Annotated in this window: 13 protein-coding genes; 4 read left to right on the top strand and 9 right to left on the bottom strand. The window is 37.5% G+C overall.

The annotated features are described in order from the left end of the window. Window positions 1–5: 5 nt before the first annotated feature. Both BAU16_RS08750 and BAU16_RS08745 read right to left on the bottom strand, forming a co-directional pair. On the bottom strand, window positions 6–950 hold the full coding sequence (locus BAU16_RS08750; RefSeq protein WP_048603214.1) for a metal ABC transporter substrate-binding protein: 945 nt from the start codon (window positions 948–950) through the stop codon (window positions 6–8). 603 nt (window positions 951–1553) lie between these two features. Then, window positions 1554–2762, bottom strand: coding sequence for an MFS transporter (locus BAU16_RS08745; RefSeq protein ID WP_161526959.1), 1209 nt, complete (start codon window positions 2760–2762; stop codon window positions 1554–1556). A gap of 144 nt (window positions 2763–2906) precedes the next feature. Here BAU16_RS08745 and BAU16_RS08740 point away from each other — a divergent pair, with 144 nt between their 5' ends. Both BAU16_RS08740 and gloA2 read left to right on the top strand, forming a co-directional pair. Further along, window positions 2907–3260: a winged helix-turn-helix transcriptional regulator gene (locus BAU16_RS08740; RefSeq protein WP_137618914.1), complete on the top strand. Its 354-nt coding sequence runs from the start codon at window positions 2907–2909 to the stop codon at window positions 3258–3260. A gap of 84 nt (window positions 3261–3344) precedes the next feature. Further along, window positions 3345–3734: an SMU1112c/YaeR family gloxylase I-like metalloprotein gene (gene gloA2, locus BAU16_RS08735; RefSeq protein ID WP_161526958.1), complete on the top strand. Its 390-nt coding sequence runs from the start codon at window positions 3345–3347 to the stop codon at window positions 3732–3734. Window positions 3735–3988: 254 nt separating this feature from the next. Here gloA2 and BAU16_RS08730 read toward each other — a convergent pair whose 3' ends face one another. Beyond that, window positions 3989–4951 (bottom strand): tRNA dihydrouridine synthase, encoded by a 963-nt coding sequence (locus tag BAU16_RS08730; protein ID WP_161526957.1) that lies wholly within the window; start codon window positions 4949–4951, stop codon window positions 3989–3991. A gap of 402 nt (window positions 4952–5353) precedes the next feature. Next, window positions 5354–6658: a hypothetical protein gene (locus tag BAU16_RS08725; RefSeq protein ID WP_161526956.1), complete on the bottom strand. Its 1305-nt coding sequence runs from the start codon at window positions 6656–6658 to the stop codon at window positions 5354–5356. Window positions 6659–6746: 88 nt separating this feature from the next. Between BAU16_RS08725 and BAU16_RS08720 the strand changes: the two genes are divergently transcribed. Together BAU16_RS08720 and BAU16_RS08715 are read left to right on the top strand one after the other, a co-directional pair. Continuing rightward, window positions 6747–7217, top strand: a complete 471-nt coding sequence (locus BAU16_RS08720) for a hypothetical protein (protein WP_161526955.1) — start codon at window positions 6747–6749, stop codon at window positions 7215–7217. Between the two features lie 2 nt (window positions 7218–7219). Continuing rightward, window positions 7220–7471 (top strand): hypothetical protein, encoded by a 252-nt coding sequence (locus tag BAU16_RS08715; protein ID WP_161526954.1) that lies wholly within the window; start codon window positions 7220–7222, stop codon window positions 7469–7471. A 322-nt stretch (window positions 7472–7793) separates the two neighbouring features. Here BAU16_RS08715 and BAU16_RS08710 read toward each other — a convergent pair whose 3' ends face one another. The 5 genes from BAU16_RS08710 to BAU16_RS08690 all read right to left on the bottom strand — a co-directional run bounded on the left by BAU16_RS08710 (window position 7794) and on the right by BAU16_RS08690 (window position 16049). Further along, the gene (locus tag BAU16_RS08710) at window positions 7794–9563 is read right to left on the bottom strand and encodes a DUF2075 domain-containing protein (RefSeq protein ID WP_161526953.1); all 1770 of its coding nucleotides are present in this window, start codon (window positions 9561–9563) and stop codon (window positions 7794–7796) included. A gap of 1424 nt (window positions 9564–10987) precedes the next feature. After that, entirely contained in the window at window positions 10988–12055 is a 1068-nt protein-coding gene (locus BAU16_RS08705) for a Fic family protein (protein ID WP_172843735.1), read from the bottom strand. A 339-nt stretch (window positions 12056–12394) separates the two neighbouring features. Next, window positions 12395–13165 (bottom strand): ABC transporter permease, encoded by a 771-nt coding sequence (locus tag BAU16_RS08700; RefSeq protein ID WP_016173365.1) that lies wholly within the window; start codon window positions 13163–13165, stop codon window positions 12395–12397. Further along, a complete protein-coding gene (locus BAU16_RS08695) occupies window positions 13158–14093 on the bottom strand; it encodes an ABC transporter ATP-binding protein (protein WP_016173364.1) in 936 nt (311 codons plus the stop codon). Before BAU16_RS08695 ends, BAU16_RS08700 begins: the two co-directional genes overlap by 8 nt. 294 nt (window positions 14094–14387) lie before the next feature. Next, on the bottom strand, window positions 14388–16049 hold the full coding sequence (locus BAU16_RS08690; RefSeq protein ID WP_029487387.1) for an FAD-dependent oxidoreductase: 1662 nt from the start codon (window positions 16047–16049) through the stop codon (window positions 14388–14390). Between the last annotated feature and the right edge of the window lie 9 nt (window positions 16050–16058).

The raw sequence follows: 16058 nt of genomic DNA, 5'->3' as shown, positions 1-16058 counted from the left end.
CTCCTTTAGTTGATACTTTCTTTTAATGCCTCTAAGTTTTCCTGCATGATGGAAAGATAGGTCTTACCATCTTCCATTTGTTGTTTCGTCAAGCTTTCTACTGGATTCAGCACCGCCAATTTCACACCAGTTTCTTTTGAAAGAGTCTCTGCCACTTTGCTGCTGGCATTTTCTTCAAAATAAATCACTTTCACGCCATGATCCTCAACAAAATGTTTTAATTCCGCCAAACGACTTGGTGAAGGTTCCTGATCTGGTGAAATTCCTGCAATCGATTCTTGGGTCAAGCCGTATTGATTGGCTAAATAGCCAAATGCCGCATGCTGAGTGACGAAGGTCTTGTTCGTTGCATTCGCAAAAGCATCCGTGAAGTCTTGATCTAGTTTCTGTAATTTCTCAATATACGCTGCAGCATTTTTTTCAAAGGCCGCTTTTTTATCAGGGAATTTCTCACTTAGTTCATCCCGGATGGTCTCCACTTCTTTGATCGCCATTATCGGGTCTGTCCAAACGTGGGGATCTTTGTCATGATCGTGATCATGGTCTTCCTCTTCATGGTCGTGGTCATGACCGTCGTCTGTCATTTCCAACAAATCGATTTGATCTGCCGCTTCAATGACCAGTGTTTTTTCTTCATCCAGACTATCTTCGATACTTTCGACCCAAGTTTCCATTTCTTCACTATTATACACGAAGGCATCCGCTTGGGAAATTTTTGCGACATCTTTTGCGCTTGGTTCATAATCGTGAGGTTCCGTTCCAGCAGGAATCAGCAATTCCACCGTGCCCTCATCCCCAATTACTTCTTTTGTAAATTCATACATTGGATAAAAAGTTGCAATCGCCTGTAGTTGTCCCTTTTCGGCTGTTTGTCCATTTTCAGCAGTTCCGCAGGCAGTCAATGCAAACCCGCTCAATAAAAGTCCTAAACCCACTAAATATTTTTTCATTTTCTGTCCTCTTTTCGTTTTGATAGATTAAATCGGAAAAATTCCGATTTACCGGCAGGAATTAATGTATCAAACAATTGAGGAAGCGTCAACCGAAATCGGAAAACTTCCGATTTAAACTGGAAATTTCTCGATAAATCGGAAGATATCGGAGCTTCTGTTCATATTAAAGCTCATTTTCATGAAGACCTCAAATAAAATCAAATGGCAGGATGCTATCTAAAATTTGCACCAATTCTTCTGGTGTTTCCTTTTACCCGCTGTTAATTCATTCCTGCAAAAAAAAACCAAAAACGCATGGCTCAAAAAACGAATCAAATACCGCTTTTCCTGTTCACCTTACTACTTGATAGTCGTATGAGGAAAGAAATACCGCAATGTGCGTACCTGCATAAACTTTTTAAGTTGGTTCTGAATCTCGACAGAGCTGCGACTGTTGCCGGCTCGCAGCTCTCGCTGATCGTACTACTAATTTTATTGTTAGCAGTATTACTTGTCTGATCCATTTTCGCAAAGCCCCCGTTCGCGGCTGATTTTAAAATAAAATAAGCCGAACCGCAAAAGTCAGTTTAATAGCTTTTGCGGTTCGATTTTTTATGACTGTTACTCTTCACAGCCGGCTGTTTCATTCAAAGAACTCGGCGCTTCGCTTCTTTTCACTTGCACGATCAAAAGAATCGCTAGTAAAACAATCGCTGCACCAAAAATCGGTGTGTAAGCAATGCCCATTTTCCCTGTGACTTGTGCACCGACAGTCGAGCCTAACGTAATCCCGACATTGAAAGCGGCGATATTAAATGCGGAAGCCAACGTAATGTCTTGCGGTACATATTTTTCAGCCAACTGCACAACATATAACTGCAATCCCGGCACGTTCATGAAAGCAAACAGCCCTAAAAGGATTACTGCCAGCAAACCGAGAAGTGTATTTCCAAGCATGATCGTGATAAACAAGAACAGCAAGGATGCTAGTAAAAGACCAAACATCTTGATCAATGAAGCAAGTGGTTTTTCATTTGCCAAATGTCCACCGACAGTATTGCCAATCGCGACCATCACACCATAAACAATCAAAATGATCACGACTGCATTTGCGGAAAAACCAAAATTTTCTAAGATCGGTGAAAGATATGTGTAGGCAGCAAACGTCCCGCCGTAACCGAATGAGGTGATCAAGAAAGACATCACTAACGGTTTATTCGTAAAGATTCGAACAAAACCTTTCAAATCGACTTTGCCAGGAATCGGTAATTGACGCGGAACTAAGAAACTGCTGGCGATCAAACCAAGTAAACCAACTGCTGCGATAAAAATAAAGGACATATTCCATGTTGTTTGTTGACCAATAAATGTTCCCAATGGTACTCCTGTTACAGTTGCGACAGTCAAACCGGTAAACATGATGGCGATCGCACTTGCACGACGCGACGGCGCAACGACATCAGCAGCGACAACTGTTGAAACTGACATAAAGATTCCATGTGCCAATGCTGCTAAAATACGACCCAGTAATAAAATCATAAAGGTTGGGGCAAACGCAGCTAATACATTCCCGCCAATAAATAAAAGCATGATCCCGATCATCAAATTGCGCCGGTTCCACTTGCCGGTCAAAATAGTTAATAACGGGGCGCCAATTGTTACGCCTAACGCGTATAAAGAGACGGTCAAACCCGCTTGTGCGAGTGTGACATCGAAACTTTTGACGATCATCGGCAACAATCCGACGCTGATAAATTCAGTCGACCCGATCGCAAAGGCATTGATTGCGAGAGCCAGTAAAGTTAAGTTTGGTGAGATTTTCTTTTCCATTTTTTTCCTCCAAAAAAATTATTTGTAAGCTACAAGAAGATACTATATACTGTTGATGAACTTTTGATAAGTACCCACTTTTTTGTATCATAGGTACCTTTTAGTGACTTTTGACTCGTATCAAGGATTTAAGGAGGAATTTTTTTGGAAAATCGTGCATATATGATCGGCGTAGAAGCAACAATGGATGTTATCGGTGGAAAATGGAAACCAATCATTCTTTGTAACCTACGCCATGGACCCATGCGTCCTAGTGATTTGAAACGCGGCATCACCGGCATCAGCCAAAAAATGTTAACGCAACAACTCCGCGAATTAGAAGATGACAAAATCATCGACCGGAAAGTGTACCAGCAAGTACCGCCGAAAGTTGAATATTCATTAAGCGAATATGGGCGTAGCCTTTCAGATATTTTAGACAGTTTATGCAGTTGGGGTGAACAGCACGTCGCTCATTTGCAAGAAGAAGGACAAGACGTTTATTTGAAGGCAAACTAAAAAGGAGGTGGCAGAAATCTTGTCACCTCCTCTAATTTGATCCAGCATTTAACCGACTTATCATAAAACCGAAAGGATGTTTTTATGTCGAAACCAGATTTTTCCGCGATTCATCACGTCGCTATCATTGTGTCAGATTATCAAAAAGCGCGACATTTTTATGTGGATATCCTCGGCTTACCGATCATTCGCGAAAATTATCGCCCTGAACGAAACGATTATAAATTGGATTTGCAATTAAATGATGCTGAACTAGAAATTTTTGCGATACCAAATCCGCCACAGCGCCCAAGTTTTCCTGAAGCAGCCGGACTGCGTCATCTAGCATTCAAAACAACTAATATCGCAGCGACCGTTGCTTACTTAGCTAGTTGCGGCGTTGCATGCGAGCCGTTGCGAACGGATGCCTTTACTGGTGAGAAGATGACCTTTTTCTTCGATCCAGACGGACTGCCCTTAGAATTACACGAATAATTAGTAAAGAGGGCGTGACAGTTCTGACTGAAGCAACGAAACTTGCTCGTCCAGCAGCCTCTCATCCTTTGAAAATTTTGAAACAAGCTAAGCTGATGGATTAGCGCAGTGATGAACCAAAAATGATTATGATTTATCCCGTAACACGACTGAGATCGATAAACTGACAAACCTATTGATACTTGTCAGTCAAATCGTTGTCTTCAAAACAACCATTCGCCCTCAAAGACTGACTTTTGAGGACGAATGGTTGTTTAATTATTTTTTTCAAACTCTGCTAAAATTGCGCGGACTTCTGCGGTAGTTTTCGTATTCATCAGACGAACACGCAAATCATTCGCTCCAGAAAATCCTTTGACATAGATTTTGAAAAAGCGATGCAAGCCGACAATAGAACGCGAAACTTGCTCCGCATATTTATCTTGCAGATCAAGCTGTAACCGTAATAAATCGATCAAATCTTTTGGCGTATGCGGTTGCGGATTTTTTTCAAAAGCATACGGATTTTTGAAAATCCCGCGGCCAATCATCACACCATCGACCCCATATTTTTCAGCCAGTTCCAGCCCCATCTGGCGATCCAAAATATCGCCGTTGATCGTGATCAGCGTCTGTGGTGCGAGTTCATCGCGCATTTTTATGATTTGAGGAATCAATTCCCAATGAGCCGCTGCTTTACTCATTTCTTTTCGTGTTCGCAAATGGATCGAAAGATTGGCGATGTCTTGTTTCAATAAGTGACCAATCCACTGCTCCATTTCAGCTAGCTCCGTAAAGCCGACCCGTGTTTTCACACTGACTGGCAAGCCCCCCGCTTTCGCCGCTGCGATCAATTCCGCCGCCACTTCAGGACGCAAAATCAATCCGCTGCCTTTGCCTCGTTCGGCAACATTTGGAACCGGACAACCCATATTCAGATCGATTCCCTTAAATCCCATATCCGCCAAAGCAATACTCATTTGACGAAAAAATTCTGGCTTGTCGCCCCAAATATGAGCGACCATCGGCTGTTCATCTTCCGTGAAAACTAACCGTCCACGGACACTTTCGATCCCTTCCGGATGACAAAAACTATCTGAATTCGTAAACTCCGTAAAGAAAACATCCGGTGCTCCCGCTTCTTTCACAACATGACGAAACACGACATCTGTCACATCTTCCATCGGTGCCAATATAAAAAAGGGCTTCGGCAATTCCGCCCAAAAATTACTTGCCATTATGTATACTTCCTCCTAGTTCAGCACTTTTTACCGAAACAACGCTATTATACTAAGCTTTGAAAGAAGAAGCAAAGCGAAAGATTCATATTAGAGCTGAACCTGTTTATCTATTTGACCAGCAATGATAAAAATTAAAATAATCGTAAATAATCTGTCGGCTAAATTTCAGTGTAAAAAATGATAATATTTAATCGAATTCTAGTATTTCTTATCCAACACGACTTTCTTGAAACAACCAATCACATCCTAATAATACTGAAAGATTGGACAGAGATAATTATCACTGGATTAACCATTCTACTATTTCTTTTTAATCTCTATTTTGAACGTTTCAAATAGCTTCATAACTTATGATTCTACTGATTCTCTAGTGATGTCGTATCTATGCAACTGAAATTTCTACAACATTTCCATCAGTAACCTCTTACGCTTATGAACCACCACAAACTTTTGGTATTGCACTTCCCATTGTTTTTCTAGATGAAGTTTTTTCATTGTCTCGTGAATTTCTTCTAAAAGATTTACCACATAGGAATAGTTTTTTCTCTTTCCTTTTTTAGCATAGTAATCAACTTCTTGCCAGTAAAGTGCAAGAATTTCTTGAGGATATTCCTTTATCAGTTGCTTACTATACCGATGATCCTCATCAATAGTACTGTAACTGTAGTAAGAACTGTTTGGATTTTGTAATTTTAAAAGAACCGTAGCTAACTGCCCTCTTTCGATACAAATATCTAGATAATAAGAAGGGTTTTTCTTTTTAATCACTTCAATAAATTGTGGTTCATATTGTGCTAATTCATCTGTCGTTAGCTCTTCTTGACAACGTTCATACCATTTTTTAACATCATTTGTACAGAACATCAGCTTGATTAACATTTCTTTTTGTTTTACTGTCTCTCTTTTTTTCTTGTAATAGTTATACATCTGTTCGGTCATCACATCTATATTCCTCTTTTTCATCAAGGAAAACTGATATAATTTTAATAACGAAGCCTCATCATTTTTTTCTTGATAGTAGGAAAATAAGAATTTGTATAGATCCGTCCAATTATATAAAGATTCATCTAATCCTTTCCAAGCAAGTTGGATAGCTTCGTTTTCTTTTCCTTCTTGTTGATAAAAGGTTGCTAGCTCTACATAATCAGAACTGTACTCCAAATTTTCTTGGAGAACAATTAAATACTTAGTTTTTTCCCCATTTTCTTTATACAGTTGCGCAGCTGCTTTTTTATAATAAGAATTTCCGTACTGTACAAGACAATTCGCTAAATATAAGTTTTCTTCTTTTGTTTGACAAAGTTCAACCGCTACATCCACCAAATTATCCGTGAAACCGCTGTTGTCTATATGAACCTGTTCCATGATTTCATCTAAGATTTTTTTCCTTAGCTTCCAAGAAAAATTCGTTTCTTGTAATAACTCCGCAAGTCGATCTAATTCCAAATACGCATCATATTCATCGTTTTCTGAACCACCTCCGTATTCATTAAATTCATCGATAATATTATAGGCATTTATCCAGGCATTATTTAGTTGTTGCTCAAGAATAAGTAGCTTGTTTTGATTGGGCTTTTCTTTTTGACAAAAAGATAACAATTGCTCTTCTGCTTCTTCATTTTGTACGACTAGAGTACAGATGAGTTGAATCAATTCTTCTTGATTGAATTTACCGACTAGTTTTTTTGCAGCTTGTTCGTCCAAAGATCTCACTCTTTTCTTTTTTCTTATTATAGCAGATGAAAAATTTCTTTCATCAAAATGTGTAAAGTGTCTTCTTGAAGTTGTTGATATGATAGGATTTACTGACGGACACTCCTTCTTTCCGATAGACTTTGCCTTGCTTTCTGGAAAAAAGAAAGTCTCCAACGAAGAACTCGATTATGACAAGCGACCTTCTGGTGGGAAACGCCTCGCTGAATCTGACTATAAAATGATAGATGTCTCTGTTCAAATGATTGAAAGAGCCTTAAATTGCGGTATCTATGCCACACATGTTCTGATGGATAAATGGTTTACCAGTCCTAAGATGATTGATTGTGTACAAACGTTGGGCATTGATGTCATCGGGATGGTCAAGAATGAGAAGACCAAGTCTCTATACAATGACAGACTTTATCGGCTCTCTGATTTATTTGAAAAGGCCTCTAAAGACTATACAAATGGCGCAGTCATTTCATCAATAAGTGTTGAGTTACCTTCAGGTCATGCCGTTAAAATCGTGTTTGTTCAAAGTGGTTCGCCATCATTTCCTCTGACATGACTTTGTCTGCTCAAAAAATCGTTAAGACATACGGTGCTCGCTGGGATATTGAGGTTTTCTTTAAAGCCACCAAATCACTATTGAACCTGTCGAAAGAACGCCAAAGTCGCAATTATCATGTGCTTATTTGTCATACAACGATTGCGTTTACCCGCTTTATCCTACTGAGCTGGCAGAATCGTTGCGACTCGGATATCCGCACGTTTGGCGGTTTATTTATGGAACTTTGTGATGAACTTCAAGAATTAGATTAGGCAGTCGCTTTAACAGAATTGGCGCAACTCGTATCGGACATAGCTGACAAAGCTTCAACTAGAATCGAACAATTAATCAAAAGTCAACTGACTAAATGGGTAGAAGCCTTGCCTAGATATATCAAGGCTTATTTGCCGAATTTAGTGTGCGAAACTTGAGTTAATAAAAAACAGCTGAGAACCTTGATAAAAAAGGATCCAGCTATTTTGTTATTTCCAAATTTAAAAGTTAAACGATCAGATGCTTTGGGCAACTTGAGAATATAAATAAGTCTTTTTACTGATACATCCTCTAAATGTGGCAGGTTTTACCGTTTTAATTTTATTTTCCTTGCTCCTGATTTTTTGCTTTTAGGAGAGCCTCGCGTAGTTCTTTATCCACCGCATAGATATACAGCCCATTGACGCCACGTGTTAATAACACATTTAACTCATTTCTAAGTAGGAATTCAGAAACATCCAGTTTATCTCCATTTTTTAATCCACGCATTTGAGTTGCTTTTTTGTTCTTACTTGCTGTTTTATCAAAAAATAACTGACCATTTCGATATTTTACTGATGGACCAATAATGACACCCGCATAATTAAGATCAAATCCTTGTATCGTAAATGTTGATCCGACTTCATGAATTGTTTGAGGTTGCTCCGCCCACGCACGTTTCTTATTTTTACGTTTTTCTTCTTTAGATTGATGAATTTGCAAGTTCCATGGTAACTTCCACTTACCAATTTTTACATACCAGTACTCTTCTTCTGACTGACGCTTATCGACATATTCCCAGTCAAACGTAGCTAATAGACGTGAAATTCCAGAAGTCTCATCTTGTGCCTTCTGTTGAATTTTGCGATACATTTCATCAGGATCACTAAAAATCTGGATACTGTATTTTTTTGAATCAGTGGGAATCGTTTCAATTAGTCCCCTATCAATGAAGTTTCTAATCCAATCAACTGTTTTTTTGTCAGCGTTAATTCGTAGTTGATTGTCTAAGTGTATATAGTTACCCTTCAAATTGACATCATGGATAGTTTTCAGCATCTCCTGTTCTTCCCAATATTGCTCGCGCGAAAGGATTTGATTCCGATCAAGTACGGCAACTACAACTTTTGCTCGTTTCAATAAATCTTCTAGCTGATTTTCTCCACGATAGGATTGTTTTCCTTGAGTCCATAATAAGTGTGCTTCGTCAACGATGACAACGTCTACCTTCCTGTCTTCCGAATGATTATTAATAAATTTTGTCGGTTTTGAAATTACATCCGGATGACGCTTCGATAAAATACCCAATTTCGAAGCAATTTGTTCATAGACTTTCAATTGTTGACCATGGTTCACAAGCAAATACTGTGTCGTGTTCTGAAGTACGACATTCTCTGAATTTTCTAAGGATAATTGGTGTAGTTCATAAAACAGACTACTCATCAGCACTGTTTTCCCTGAACCAGCCTCCCCCTCTACAATAATCAACTGTTCCTCTTGATTTCTGTTTAACGCTTCTGTTATTTTAAGAATTATTTTTTCACGAGCATTCATCTGTTCTCTGGTTAGCTTGTGAAAAGGAGAGGCCTTGAAAAGGGCAGAATCTTTAATAATGCGCTCAAGTGGAAATAACTCTTTATTCATTTTTTGTAGTTTACGCCAGATTTTAGAAAAAACACTTTCAAACTCTTCTGAAGTATAATACTCATTTTGTTGATTCGTTCGCCGATTGTTCACACTCACAACAGATTCAACACTCGATAAGTATTGCATTAGTCGATTTTCAATATCTAAGGTTAGTGATTTGTTAAAATGATTGTGTCCAATTACAAACATTTTAGCTTTTTCAGAATCTGCTAATTCTTTCCAATCCTCACGAAATATCGGATCTGTTTTCAAATGCTCTGCAGTTCGTCGTTTGATATCCGTCGTCTCGCCCACATAAACTGAATATCCTGATGTACTTTTTTGATCATTGACAATATATACCGTCGGATACCTAAAAATAATTTTTTGATTTTGTTTGTCTTCGTTCTTCATTCGTGTTTCTAAAATATCAAGCTCTTTTTTTGAATAGTTTATTTCATAAATAACTGGTTCTGGTATTTTCATGTTACACCTCAACAAGTTAGCTGTTTTTATTAACAACCTTATTATAATCCAGAATTATCGATTTATCTTGTAAATTTTATTGAATTAGTTATTTGAAAGACAAAGAACTAAGAATTCGTCAAAAATCTGCCTCAAAAAAACCATACTAAATTTTTATAAAAAAAGGCTCTCCAAAATTTGAAAAACACCCCGAAAGTCGTGATTAAATTAGTTAAGCCCCACCAATTTCCTCCTAATACGACTCTCAAAACTCAAATGATAATTGAATCAATGTTTTCTTTAGACAAGTTCGTTATTTTTTCTTTATAGTAGAGGTGTGTCCGCTTTACTATTTTTCACCAGTAATTTTTGTTTATTTAACCCATTTATCAAAAGCCGAGGCAATCAATTCATATTCTCACATGATTTTTGCTTGTGGTTTTTCGGATAAATAGAAATCGACCACCTGTTTACTTAAATTTCTTTGAATTGGTCCTTCATTAACGTCCTGATATAAAAATTTCTCCAGAGCGTTTTTTTATTTGTAGATACCTTATTTTTTCTGCCTAGTCCAGTGTAGCCGATTCACCGCAACTGATAGAAAAGATACTGGAAAAAACTGCAATTTAAGGAATTATAACCATTTGATATTTTCCAACTGATAATCAATTCATCTTCAACTACACTACTCAGAACAGTAAAAAAGACACCTTCCAAAAAATGGAAAGTGCCAGAAACGCTGATATATAAGGTTGATTAACGTTTTGAAAACTGACTAGCTTTACGTGCTTTCTTAAGACCTGGTTGGCAGTTCAACTGTGTTATTTTAAATCAATGAATATCAAAAATGCTGATTTATCAGTATTTTTCGCCTCAAGATTTGTACTGGATTTCAGTCGATTTTAGGCACTCGTAACCACGATTCGTAACCAATTTTGAACGTAAGACAATTTGGTTACGACAAATTCAGAGCATATCAGTATCTACTACACTTCTTTTTTATCTTTCCATTGAAGAAACTGCATGGTAAACCCATGTGGTCTTTTTAACGTTGCAAAGTCAAAGATAAAAGAACAAATCCTCCAAATGTTAGGCGCTCTTTGCGGAGGGGTTCGCCTCAAGCGAATTCCCCTTCGTAAAGAGTTCGCCTTGAACACGAGTGGGCGCTAGCCCGCGAGTGTTGTTTCACCCCCCCTATCTAACAGGGGGGTACAAAAACACGAAAAACAATCGAAAAACTACGTACAAACACTGTTATACCAAGGAAATAAGCACTTATTGACAAGTGTAAACTAATTTAAAAAAGTTCACACTTTGTTTTCACTGGTTTTAGCGAGTTTCAAATAGTGTATTGAGCTAATATTTTTAGTTATGCAAGTTTCAATTAGCCTCATTGAATTTTAAACTACCGATTTTGTGCTTCTATTAATGGCCCGTGAATCGTATTACGATTTGAATTCATTTATTAGCTGATACTTAGTCGAACGGCCTTGCCCGACTTTTTGAATCTTATTCTCTGTTTGTAGCCCAGCCAAGGCCCGTTCTATCGTTCGCTGGCTAATATCCGGCAACAAGTTCTCCATGTCAGCTCTGCTTAGAGGTTCAAAAGACTTCTCTAGTTCTTCTACTACCCGCTCTGCTGGTGTTAGCTCCTGATTGATAATAATCTCGAAACGCTCTGAGAAGTTTTCATAGGCTCGCAAAATGATTCCCACAAGATAGCGAACAAACGGCGTATAGTCTTGTTCATTTTCCAACCATCCCACAGAACTCGCCTGTAACGCTTCATAGTAAGTTTGCTTCGATTCTTCAATCAGCATCTCAATACTGATGTACTTGCCGACTAAATAGCCCGACTTGTACAGCAACAGCAATGTCAATAAACGAGACATCCGCCCATTTCCATCACTAAATGGATGAATTGAGAGAAAGTCTAAAACAAAGCAAGGAATCAGCAGTAAGGGATCAATCTCAGCCTTCTGAATGGCTTGATTGTATTGGTAGCACAGCTCATCAATTAAATCAGGTGTCAAATATGCAGGCGCTGGTACAAACCGAACTCGCTCGTTACCATCTAAATCTTTTTCCGTAATAACATTATCGCCACTTTTAAACTTACCTTTGTAACTTTTAGCCGAGTAATTATATAGATTTTTGTGTAACGTTAAAATATCGTTGGGCACGACGCGAATATACTCGTAACTATCATGAATCAGTTTCAACACATCTCGATAACCGGCAATTTCTTCTTCATCCCGATTACGAGGTTTTACTTTTTCCGCTACGATTTGCTTCAAGCGGCCATCTGTTGTTGCAATTCCTTCAATTTTGTTGGAAGCCTCTGTACTTTGAATCAAAGCCAAGTCTGTCAGTTTGCCTAAAATCTCTGGTTTTGTGGCAATATACAGTTCTTGTTTCCCCTTATAATCATGAATCTTGGTCAGCATATTTAGCAAATCATGACTAAGAGAGAGCTTTTTCAACTCATGATAATCAAATTCTTTCACCGCCATTCACCTCTTTTCTCCGCCATTTTATCTTATTTGGCGGAGAAAAACAAATAATGGCGGAGAAAACTATATTTCATCATCACATTAGTTTTACTATTCAAATACAAAAAGCCCTAAAAGTATTTCACAAATTCAATTCAAATAAACTAAGTTTTAGTGAGCTTCGATAATCCAATTTCTTTTAACTGGTAGATTTTTTAGGAAAAAGAGTAAATTCTACGTAAGAGCTACAATTAAAGCTCTAAATGTTGATATTGCTTTTATCAGTTGTGACTGATCTTCAAAAAAACAACTATTCGATGTTAATTTGTAGCTTTTAAATGGGATATCATTGTAAAAGCATTAACTTCTTAACCCTCTACCTGTATCGACTAAATAGTAACAAATAGAATAAAGAACAACAATAAATAAAATAAGTATTGTAATCGACATAGCTATTGGTACATCGGTTGTTCCTAAAAATCCATATCTAAACGCTGAGATCATATAAACAATTGGATTTATTTTTGAAACACCTTGCCAGAATGGGGGCAACATCGATATCGCATAAAATACTCCTCCTAGATAAGTTAACGGCTGTAAAACGAAGGTGGGTACGATCGATACGTCGTCATAAGATTGAGCAAAAACACCGTTTATCAAACCAGCTAATGAAAATAATATTGCAGTCATTAATAACGTGAGAATAACAATAATCCATGAATGAACATTAAGTGGCACAAAAAATAAGGAAATAATCGTTACAAGTGATCCTACGAGAATACTTCGTCCTAACCCACCAATAACAAATCCCCAAATGATGATATGTGTTGGTACTGGAGCAACTAATAGCTCTTCAATATTTTTTTGGAACTTTTGAGAGAAAAAAGATGAAGATACATTAGCGTATGAGCTTGTGATTGCTGACATCATAATTAATCCGGGTACGATAAATTCCATATAAGTGAACCCACCCATATCTCCAATTCGGCCACCAATCATTTTCCCAAAAATGATAAAATACAACGATGTCGTTATAACTGGTGGCACCAGAGTTTGTACCCAAATACGTAGATAACGGTTAGTTTCCTTAATAGCAAGACTTTTTAAAGCAGTAAGATAAATATCACGCATTGGTTTCCTCCAAAAATCTTTTTTCTTCGGTGATTTTCAAAAATAACTCTTCTAAACGATTAGATTTATTCCGCATCGATAAAACTTTCATCCCTTGATCACTGAGTTGATTAAAAATATCATTTACTCCTTGATTTCGTTCAACTTCCACTGATAAAGTCAGATCGTCTTCTAAAGAATACGTATATCCTTCTATCTTAGGAACTGCATCATGAGGTGCTAGATCTAAAATAAATGTTTCAAATTGTAATTTGGATAGAAGTTCTTTCATACTAGTATTTTCAATCAATTCTCCTGATTGAATGATCCCTATGTGTCGACAAAGCATTTCAGCTTCTTCCAAATAATGAGTGGTCAAGATAATAGTGGTTCCATTTTCGTTTAATTCTTTTAAGAAGGACCACATTTCACGTCTCAGTTCAATATCCACCCCAGCGGTTGGTTCATCCAAAATTAATAGCTTTGGTTCGTGCATTAGTGCTCGAGCGATCATCAGCCGGCGCTTCATCCCGCCAGAGAGCATCCGAGCACGTTCGTTACGTTTTTCCCATAAATTTGATTGCTTCAAATACTTCTCACTGCGCTTCAATGCTTCTTTTCTCGGAACACCATAATAACCTGCCTGATTCACTACAATTTGTTGAACAGTCTCAAATGGATTGAAGTTGAATTCTTGTGGTACAAGACCAATTTGCTGCTTTGCTCTTTCTAAGTCTTTATCAAGATCGTAGTCGAAAACTTTTACCATTCCAGATGTTTTATTGACAAGAGAAGTAATAATACCAATGGTTGTCGACTTCCCAGCACCATTGGGCCCTAAAAGGGCATAGAAATCACCCTCTTCAACCTGGAGATCAATTCCACGTAATGCCTCAACACCTGTTCCATAGATTTTTTTTAAATTCGTTATTTCAAGTGCATATTCCATATACTTTTTCCTTTCGTAAAACAATTCTTAAATTAGAAGTCGCTCTAACTTTTATACTGTAAAAAGGCATGTGGTCAATTGACCACATGACCTTATTTTTTCTTACTTTGTCTTTCTTTCCTTTTAGCCAATAAATAGAATACCAAAATTAGCGTAATAAAGTTGATAAATATTCCAATACTAATTGGATAATTTAGTAATTTAGCTAGAATAAATGCCAGTGACATCCCAAATAATCTAGCAACGGCTCTCTTTTCTTCAGACATAAATTATATTACCTCAGCAATTTACTATTTAATCAATATTCTCATAAATTTCTTGATAATTTTTGTTTCCTCCGGAAAGATTGTACACGTGTTTGAATCCTTCGTTTAACAGTATATTTTGTGCAGCATTCCCGGTAACACCTTTATTACAGTACGTAATTGTCAAAACATTCTTGTCTAACTCATCGTAGCGTGTCCTCAAATCAGATAATGGAATATGAATAGCTCCTTTAACCTTTGATTTTTCGAATTGCTTTTTGGATCTTGTATCAATTATCTGTAACTTTTCTTTTCTGTGTTGTCGTTCAATTAACTCAATCGGGGACATCAAAGGCGCTCTTCTCTTCACCGCGTTATCTAAGGCCATTCCAGTATAATGAACGGGATCCTTGGTTGTTGAAAATGGTGGTGCATAAGCTAAATCTAAATCAAACAGTTCTTCCGCCAATGCTCCAAAGGAAATAGCCGTAGCAAGCACGTCGATTCTTTTATCTACTCCGTCATAACCGATAATTTGGGCACCCAGAACTCTACCGCTGCTTTTATCTGCTATTGCTTTGATGACCATTTCTTTGCCATCCATGTAATCAGGTTTATTTGGTTTTATATTGTATAAAACGGCAACTTCTAATCCTTCTTTAAGAGCTTCCTTTTCAGTAAGACCCGTTTGTGCAATGGCTAAATCAAAAAAGCGCAAAATACCGGTTCCTAATATTCCTTTAAATCGTAAAGAGCCACCAGTAATTGTGTCACCAGCAATTCTACCCATCTTGTTCGCAGTCGAAGCCAAGGGACGATAGATTGGTTGTTGAGTAATGCGATTGTAGCTTTCTGCTACATCCCCTACTGCATAGACATTTTTCAAATTGGTTTCCATTCTATTGTCTACTTTAATTGCTCCCGTTTTGCCCAACTCTATTCCTATGGTTTGAGCCAATTCTGTATTTGGCCTTACTCCTGTTGCCAATACAAATAAATCGGCTGATAATTCATTCCCTTTTGAAGTCTTAACAGCAGTTAGTTGTTCTTCACCTACTAATTCAACAACCGTTTCTTTTGGCCTAAAATCAATCTGTTGTTTTGCTACTTCGTTCTCTATTCTTATAGCCATATCCCAATCTAAATGAGACATTGGATGGTTGCCTCGTTGCAGTAACGAAACAGCTATTCCTTGTCTCTGTAATTGTTCAGCCATCTCTAACCCAATATATCCAGCACCTACAATAACAGCTTTTTCTACTTTATTAGTCTTAATAAAGTTGTGAATATTTTTACCACTGGAAACATTTTTGATTTGAAATACATTTTCAAATTGTCTATTAGAGAATATAGCCGGTGTATTGTAAATTGAACCTGTTGCAAATACTAATGCATCATAATCATCTGAAAACGACTTTCTAGTAATCAAATTTAGTCCGTAAATACGTTTCTTTTTATGGTCAATACGTTGTACTTCATGCGAAGTATGAATATCTACGTTGTATCTCTTTTTGAACCACTCAGCATTCCGTGGAGTCAATTCATCGAATTTTTCAACTTCTCCTCCAACAGCATATGGAATTCCACAAACAGAATATGAGATGTCGATATCTTTATCATATAGAATGATTTCCGCTTCTTCTGTGTTCCTTCTCGCTTTTGCAGCAACACTTGTTCCTGCTGCAACAGACCCGATGATTATTATTTTCATACTATGCAC

Origin of the sequence: Enterococcus sp. JM9B, assembly GCF_009933265.1 — a bacterium.
GTDB lineage: Bacteria > Bacillota > Bacilli > Lactobacillales > Enterococcaceae > Enterococcus_C > Enterococcus_C songbeiensis.
This window is presented reverse-complemented; position numbering and strand designations above follow the sequence as displayed.